6 protein-coding genes are annotated in these 5,783 nt (G+C 60.7%); all 6 read left to right on the top strand.

The genetic code is table 11. The features are described 5' to 3' along the window. The first annotated feature begins 359 nt into the window (after positions 1-359). Positions 360-917 carry a hypothetical protein gene (locus tag EBB59_RS13620; protein WP_147455608.1) on the top strand — a complete coding sequence of 186 codons (558 nt, stop codon included), beginning with the start codon at positions 360-362 and terminating at the stop codon, positions 915-917. 11 nt (positions 918-928) lie between these two features. Beyond that, complete coding sequence (locus EBB59_RS13615) at positions 929-1,147, top strand: hypothetical protein (RefSeq protein WP_147455607.1); 219 nt, start codon at positions 929-931, stop codon at positions 1,145-1,147. Then, positions 1,144-1,707 carry a hypothetical protein gene (locus tag EBB59_RS13610; protein WP_147455606.1) on the top strand — a complete coding sequence of 188 codons (564 nt, stop codon included), beginning with the start codon at positions 1,144-1,146 and terminating at the stop codon, positions 1,705-1,707. Before EBB59_RS13615 ends, EBB59_RS13610 begins: the two co-directional genes overlap by 4 nt. 11 nt (positions 1,708-1,718) lie before the next feature. Further along, complete coding sequence (locus EBB59_RS13605) at positions 1,719-1,937, top strand: hypothetical protein (RefSeq protein WP_147455605.1); 219 nt, start codon at positions 1,719-1,721, stop codon at positions 1,935-1,937. Then, positions 1,934-2,497 carry a hypothetical protein gene (locus EBB59_RS13600; RefSeq protein WP_147455604.1) on the top strand — a complete coding sequence of 188 codons (564 nt, stop codon included), beginning with the start codon at positions 1,934-1,936 and terminating at the stop codon, positions 2,495-2,497. Before EBB59_RS13605 ends, EBB59_RS13600 begins: the two co-directional genes overlap by 4 nt. 11 nt (positions 2,498-2,508) lie before the next feature. Further along, positions 2,509-5,783: T6SS phospholipase effector Tle1-like catalytic domain-containing protein (locus tag EBB59_RS12915; protein WP_147455603.1), on the top strand; the 3,275-nt coding region annotated here is incomplete at its 3' end.

Here is a 5,783-nt window from a genome sequence, read left to right as displayed (position 1 = left end):
GCGAGCCGACCTGGCGGCCTGTGGCACGGACCGGCTATGCGCGCGCATCGACGAAAAGGCGCCGCGCCATGGAAACAAAAAGGAATACCGAACGATTGCGCTACGGCGGTAATCTTCGCGGAGTTCAAGGCTTGCGGCGTGGCGTGGCGTGGATGTGCGACGGGCGGCCACCCGTCAACGCGTGCTTGCCGATAGCGGGAGACGCTTCGTGCAGCACGCATAACGACTGATACTAGCGCATATACGACGTCCACGGTCGCAAGCCAGAGCGGTTATGCTGGCCGAGCGGGAAGCGGGAAGCGGGAAGCGACAGTAAACATCAGCGGCGAACGGCAAGTGGCAAACACCGGGAGACCAGCATGAAAAAGCGTTTCGTCTATCTACCCGACCTATCCGAGGAAGAACGGGCCAAGCTCACGCCCATCCCCACACCCTGGCCGTTGCGTTTCGACAGGCTCAAATTTGGCGTTTACTGCTACAACACCCTTCGTTGCAGCGTCATACTCGGCCACTCCCAGTTCATGCCCGACAGCAAGTTGCTCGGGCCTTCTGGGCCGCCCCCCCGGCCAAACTGGAAGGACACTTGGTCAGCAGGCTTCAGCCTGGACCCCAGCATGATGCGCGATGGTTATCCCCCAGGCCCGATGCGGCTGGACTGGACTTCGCTGGACGGCGTCGAACATGAGGCCGAACTCGATTTCAAAGAAACATTTCCCGACCGGCTGGTCCTCCATAACGTGCCGCGCGAGGAGGTCAAATATGGATGGGAATCCGTTGATGTGTTGGTGGAAATCAACGACCGTACCGTCAACGTCTATATGAAGGCGTTGGTCATAACCCAATATCCACAGAATCCAGAGGACCCACGAAGCAACTGGAAGGAAGACCTGATCCTTGCCTGGACCAAAACCTACTGAGGAGCATCACCATGGGTAATGAAAATCACAAGAAAATCATTCACATGGGCTTTGACGGCCTCCCCAATGATGAAGTGGAACATCTCTCGGCCACCGTGGCACAACTGCGCCGTTACGAGGAGGTCGCCAGCAATCCGCTCGGGTTCAAGACCCCGCTGCTGCACGATCTCGACAATCCCCACTCGCATTTAATTATTGGACTAACGGAAAACACCAGGAGACCCGCATGAAAAAGCGTTTCGTCTATCTACCCGACCTATCCGAGGAAGAACGGGCCAAGCTCACGCCGATGCCGACACCGTGGCCGTTGCGTTTCAATAAACTCAAATTTGGCGTTTACTGCTACAACACCCTTCGTTGCAGCGTCATACTCAGCCACTCCCAATTCATGCCGGACAGCAAGTTGCTCGGGCCATCAGGGCCACCAGAACCTGATGATAAAAAGTACTGGCATGCCAATTTCAGTTTAGACCCCAGCATGATGCGCGATGGTTATCCCCCAGGCCCGATGTGGCTGGACTGGACTTCGTTGGACGGCGTTGAACATGAAGCCGAACTCGATTTCAAAGAAATCTTTCCCGACCGGCTGGTCCTCCATAACGTGCCGCGCGAGGAGATCAAAGTTGGGTGGGGCTTCAGAGTCTGGGCGGACGCTCTAGTGGAAATCAACGACCGCACCGTCAATGTCTATATGAAGGCGCTTGTGGTGACTCAACACCCACAGAACCCAGAGGACCCCCATAGCAATGGCAGGAGAGACCTGATCCTTGCCTGGACCAAAACCTACTGAGGAGCATCACCATGGGTAATGAAAATCACAAGAAAATCATCCACCTGGGCTTTGACGGCCTCCCCAATGATGAAGTGGAACATCTCTCGGCCACCGAGGCACAGTTGCGCCGTTACGAAGAGGTCGCCAGCAATCCACTCGGGTTCAAGACCCCGCTGCTGCACGATCTCGACAATCCCCACTCGCATTTGATTATTGGACTAACGAAAAACACCAGGAGACCCGCATGAAAAAGCGTTTCGTCTATCTACCCGACCTATCCGAGGAAGAACGGGCCAAGCTCACGCCGATGCCGACACCGTGGCCGTTGCGTTTTGAAACACTCAATTTTGGCGTTTACTGCTACAACACCCTTCGTTGCAGCGTCATACTCAGCCATTCCCAATTCATGCCGGACAGCAAGTTGCTCGGGCCATCAGGGCCACCCGAACCTGACGATAAAGAATACTGGTCAGCAGGCTTCAGCCTGGACCCCAGCATGATGCGCGATGGTTATCCCCCAGGCCCGATGTGGCTGGACTGGACTTCGTTGGACGGCGTCGAACATGAGGCCGAACTCGATTTCAAAGAAATCTTTCCCGACCGGCTGGTCCTCCATAACGTGCCACGCGAGGAGATCAAAGTTGGGTGGGGCTTCAGAGTCTGGGCGGACGCTCTAGTGGAAATCAACGACCGCACCGTCAATGTCTATATGAAGGCGCTTGTGGTCACTCAACACCCGCAGAATCCAGACGATCCCCATAGCAATGGCAGGAGAGATCTGATCCTTGCCTGGACCAAAACCTACTGAGGAGCATCACCATGGGTAATGAAAATCACAAGAAAATCATTCACCTCGGCTTTGACGGCCTCCCCGATGATGAAGTGGAACATCTCTCGGCAACCGAGGCACAACTGCGCCGTTACGAGGAGGTCGCCAGCAATCCGCTCGGGTTCAAGACCCCGCTGCTGCATGATCTCGACAATCCCCACTCGCATCTCATTATTGGACTAACGGATGGGACAGGCAATGATGTCATCAACAACCCCTTGTATGCCTCCAATGTCGGAAAGCTAAAACAGCAACTCGAAGACAAGACTTTCAAGAAATCCCATCGCATCCACTTCGAATACGTCGCAGGCCCCGGCACACAACGCGACTCCTGGCTCACCAACAAATGGGACGCCATCACCGGCGATACCAGCATGGCCCGTGCTGAATATGCCTATTGGAAGATTGTCAGGGGTGCAAATGAAATCTATGAAGCCGATCCCCGCGCAGAAATCAAGATCAGCCTGGTGGGCTTCAGTCGCGGCAGCAGCCAGGAAGCATTGGTGGCCCGCATGCTGCACGAACGCGGCATTCTCGACCTGCGGAGTGAAGTTCAAAATATCGACGCCCACGGCAACATCACCGAATCCTACAACCGCCACCATCAGGCACCGGGACGCACGCCCCTCGTCATTGGCCTGTACGACCCCGTCCCCACCGGGGCATTGGAATATCTCGACCGCCGCCTCCCGCCCTCGGCGGTGTCGGCCTTCCAGATCACCGCCGCCGACGAGCTGCGCGGCACCTTCCCCTCCGACCGATTATTGTTCCCCACCGAGCCGTTACAGCCGGACCGGGTTTCCACCGATGGCCGATTCCGCGAAGTCGTCGTGCCGGGCAAACATTCGGATATCGGCGGCGGTTATCTACGCGATGGCATCAGCACGAAGAATTACAACCTGATGACCGACTACCTCAACAGCATGATGAGCCGGCCGGTCATTCCGCGTCTTCCAGAAACCGACGACCCGCGCCTCAACGTATTGCACGAATCCCATCAAGGCAACCTGATTTTCCGTTATGGCCCCAAGGCCAACCGCGACACCCCCCAAGGCCAGATTCACGAGATTATCCCCGACCGCACGCATATTGCACGGCCTGGTGAAGTGGTCACACGGCCCCAGCCGCTCCCCGAGCCCTTGGCCCCGGCATTTGCGGATTATCTGGAATCGGCCAGACCGATGGGCCGCTCGCCATTACCGCCGCCCTCGGACATATCGCATAGCGAAGCCTTGCTCGCCCGGGTGAAACAAGACAAGCATATCGAGCTGAAACTCTACGAACCCCCCATGCACCAGCGCCCCGGGGTCAGGGCCGCGGGCGCTTTGGGGGCCGTCGGCGCGGTCGCCAGCATTACCGACGCCATCCACACCGGCCAGCGTGTCGATACCCTTCTGGCTCAGGACAATCTGCTCGGCGCGAAGCACGAATTGCGCGATTACGCCGTCAACAACGCCAACGCCTGGGTCGCCGCGTATACCGTGGGCAAACTCGGCGCCGAACTGGGCGGACGGCGGGGCGTATATGGCGCGGTCGCCGGGGGAATCGTGGGCGGCATCGCCGGCTACGTTCTCTCCGAGCAAGCCATGCGGCGCCTCGACGCCCGCGAGGTCGCTACCCAAACCGACGCCCTCGGCCGGCAATGGACGTTCAACCGCCGCGAGTGGGTCAGCCCCCTGCAAGCCGACCTCGACGCCGACGGCCAGGCCGCTCCGCAAGCGTTCGCCGCCGATTTCGACACCCGTCGAGAGTTGGATTACAAGGCCACCCACCAGTCCGTGGAAATCGGTCTTGCCCGGCTGCCGCCCCCGCGTAATCCCTACCGGCTGGACGCCAACGACCAGGATCGCCCCAGCCTTACCCCCGCCCCGTGGCTGCACGACCCTGATACCCAGCAATGGCAGCGCAATCGCGCCACGGATGCGCGGCCCAATGGCGGCTATCACTATCAGCCGGAAGTGGCCTCCCCCGAACGCGCCGCCCAACTCGACCGCCAGGCCGCCGACGTCATCCAGGCCAATATCGCCCACGGCCCCGCCGCCCTTGCCGCCCGCTACGACGTGGCCCACCGGCTCAATGGTTGGGCGAATATCGAGACCGTTTCCATCCCGGCCGCCATCCACACCGCCCGCGACCCCGACCACCTGCAAGCCTCCAACGCCCGCGCCTACCAACGCGGCGACGATGGCCTATGGCGGCACGGCGATGAAGTAGCGACTGGCCCTATCGCCGCCGAACTCGCGGCCACCCGCGCCGCGCTGCAACCTCAACTGGCCCAGCACGCCCGGACGATGGACGCCCTACCCGTCTGGCAAACCCCGACCCAGGAACAACGCGACCTCGCCCAGCTGGCCAATACCTATACCAGCCACGGCGTGGCTCCCCATGCCGAAACACTGGCCGCCGTCCATCTGGCGGTGAACACCACCCGCGCCCGGGCCGGCCTCGACCCGGCCAACACCGCCCTCGCGCTCGACCCGAACGCCACCGGCAAATACGACGTCCACAGCGCCATCACCCATCTGCGCCGCGATGACGATGGCGTCATCCGCATCGCCGCCCTCACCACCGATGCCGACATCCAACAGGCGCGGCAGGACATCCGGGCGCAAGGGCTGACACCGGCCGCACAAGCGCCCACCGGCCCGGTGCGTTCGATGAGATCCGCCATGGCGCATGCCCCGGCCGCCGCATCCGAGCCCCCGGGCCGGGACGACCAGAACGCCCGACATTCCCCGGCGTGGTCTCGGACGAACGATGCCCCGCCCGACGAAGACCCCATGCGCCAGGCGCAACGACTGCTTCAGATATTGGAAGCGCGGCGACAGGCGCGCGAGGAACGCGAAGCACGGGAGCGGGAGGCACAAGCGCAACGCGACCGGGACACCCGCGAGCGCGAAGACCGCGAACGCCGCGCCCAGGACGACGAATGGCGCGAAAACGCCAAGACGCATGTGCCGCAAACAAACGACCCGGCACGACATCCCGGCGAGCAAAACACCCCGCCTCCCCCCGAACGCAAGGGCATCAGCGGCGACCGCGACGTCGACGACCTGATATACGCCATGTATTCGAAAAACCTCCTGGCAATCGAATCGGCCCTGGACCGGATCGGCCATACACCGCATACCCATGCCCTATTGAAATGGGGCAACGACCTGCTCGAACAGCAAGCCATCGAAGACGCCCAACAAACACTGGCGACGAATCAGACACAAGGCATGGATATCCCCCAGATGGAGGCGAAAACCCCGCGCGGGCCGGT

The sequence above is a fragment of the Solilutibacter pythonis genome (assembly GCF_003697345.1).
Lineage (GTDB): Bacteria > Pseudomonadota > Gammaproteobacteria > Xanthomonadales > Xanthomonadaceae > Solilutibacter > Solilutibacter pythonis.
Note: the sequence above shows the minus strand (reverse complement) of the source record. Positions and strands in the feature narration are given on the sequence as shown.

What these genes read in the sequence shown, in the direction of transcription:
- EBB59_RS13600 (WP_147455604.1), top strand. Translation starts at nt 1,934, where the DNA reads ATGAAAAAGCGTTTCGTCTATCTACCCGACCTATCCGAGGAAGAACGG.
- EBB59_RS13605 (WP_147455605.1), top strand. Translation starts at nt 1,719, where the DNA reads ATGGGTAATGAAAATCACAAGAAAATCATCCACCTGGGCTTTGACGGC.
- EBB59_RS13610 (WP_147455606.1), top strand. Translation starts at nt 1,144, where the DNA reads ATGAAAAAGCGTTTCGTCTATCTACCCGACCTATCCGAGGAAGAACGG.
- EBB59_RS13615 (WP_147455607.1), top strand. Translation starts at nt 929, where the DNA reads ATGGGTAATGAAAATCACAAGAAAATCATTCACATGGGCTTTGACGGC.
- EBB59_RS13620 (WP_147455608.1), top strand. Translation starts at nt 360, where the DNA reads ATGAAAAAGCGTTTCGTCTATCTACCCGACCTATCCGAGGAAGAACGG.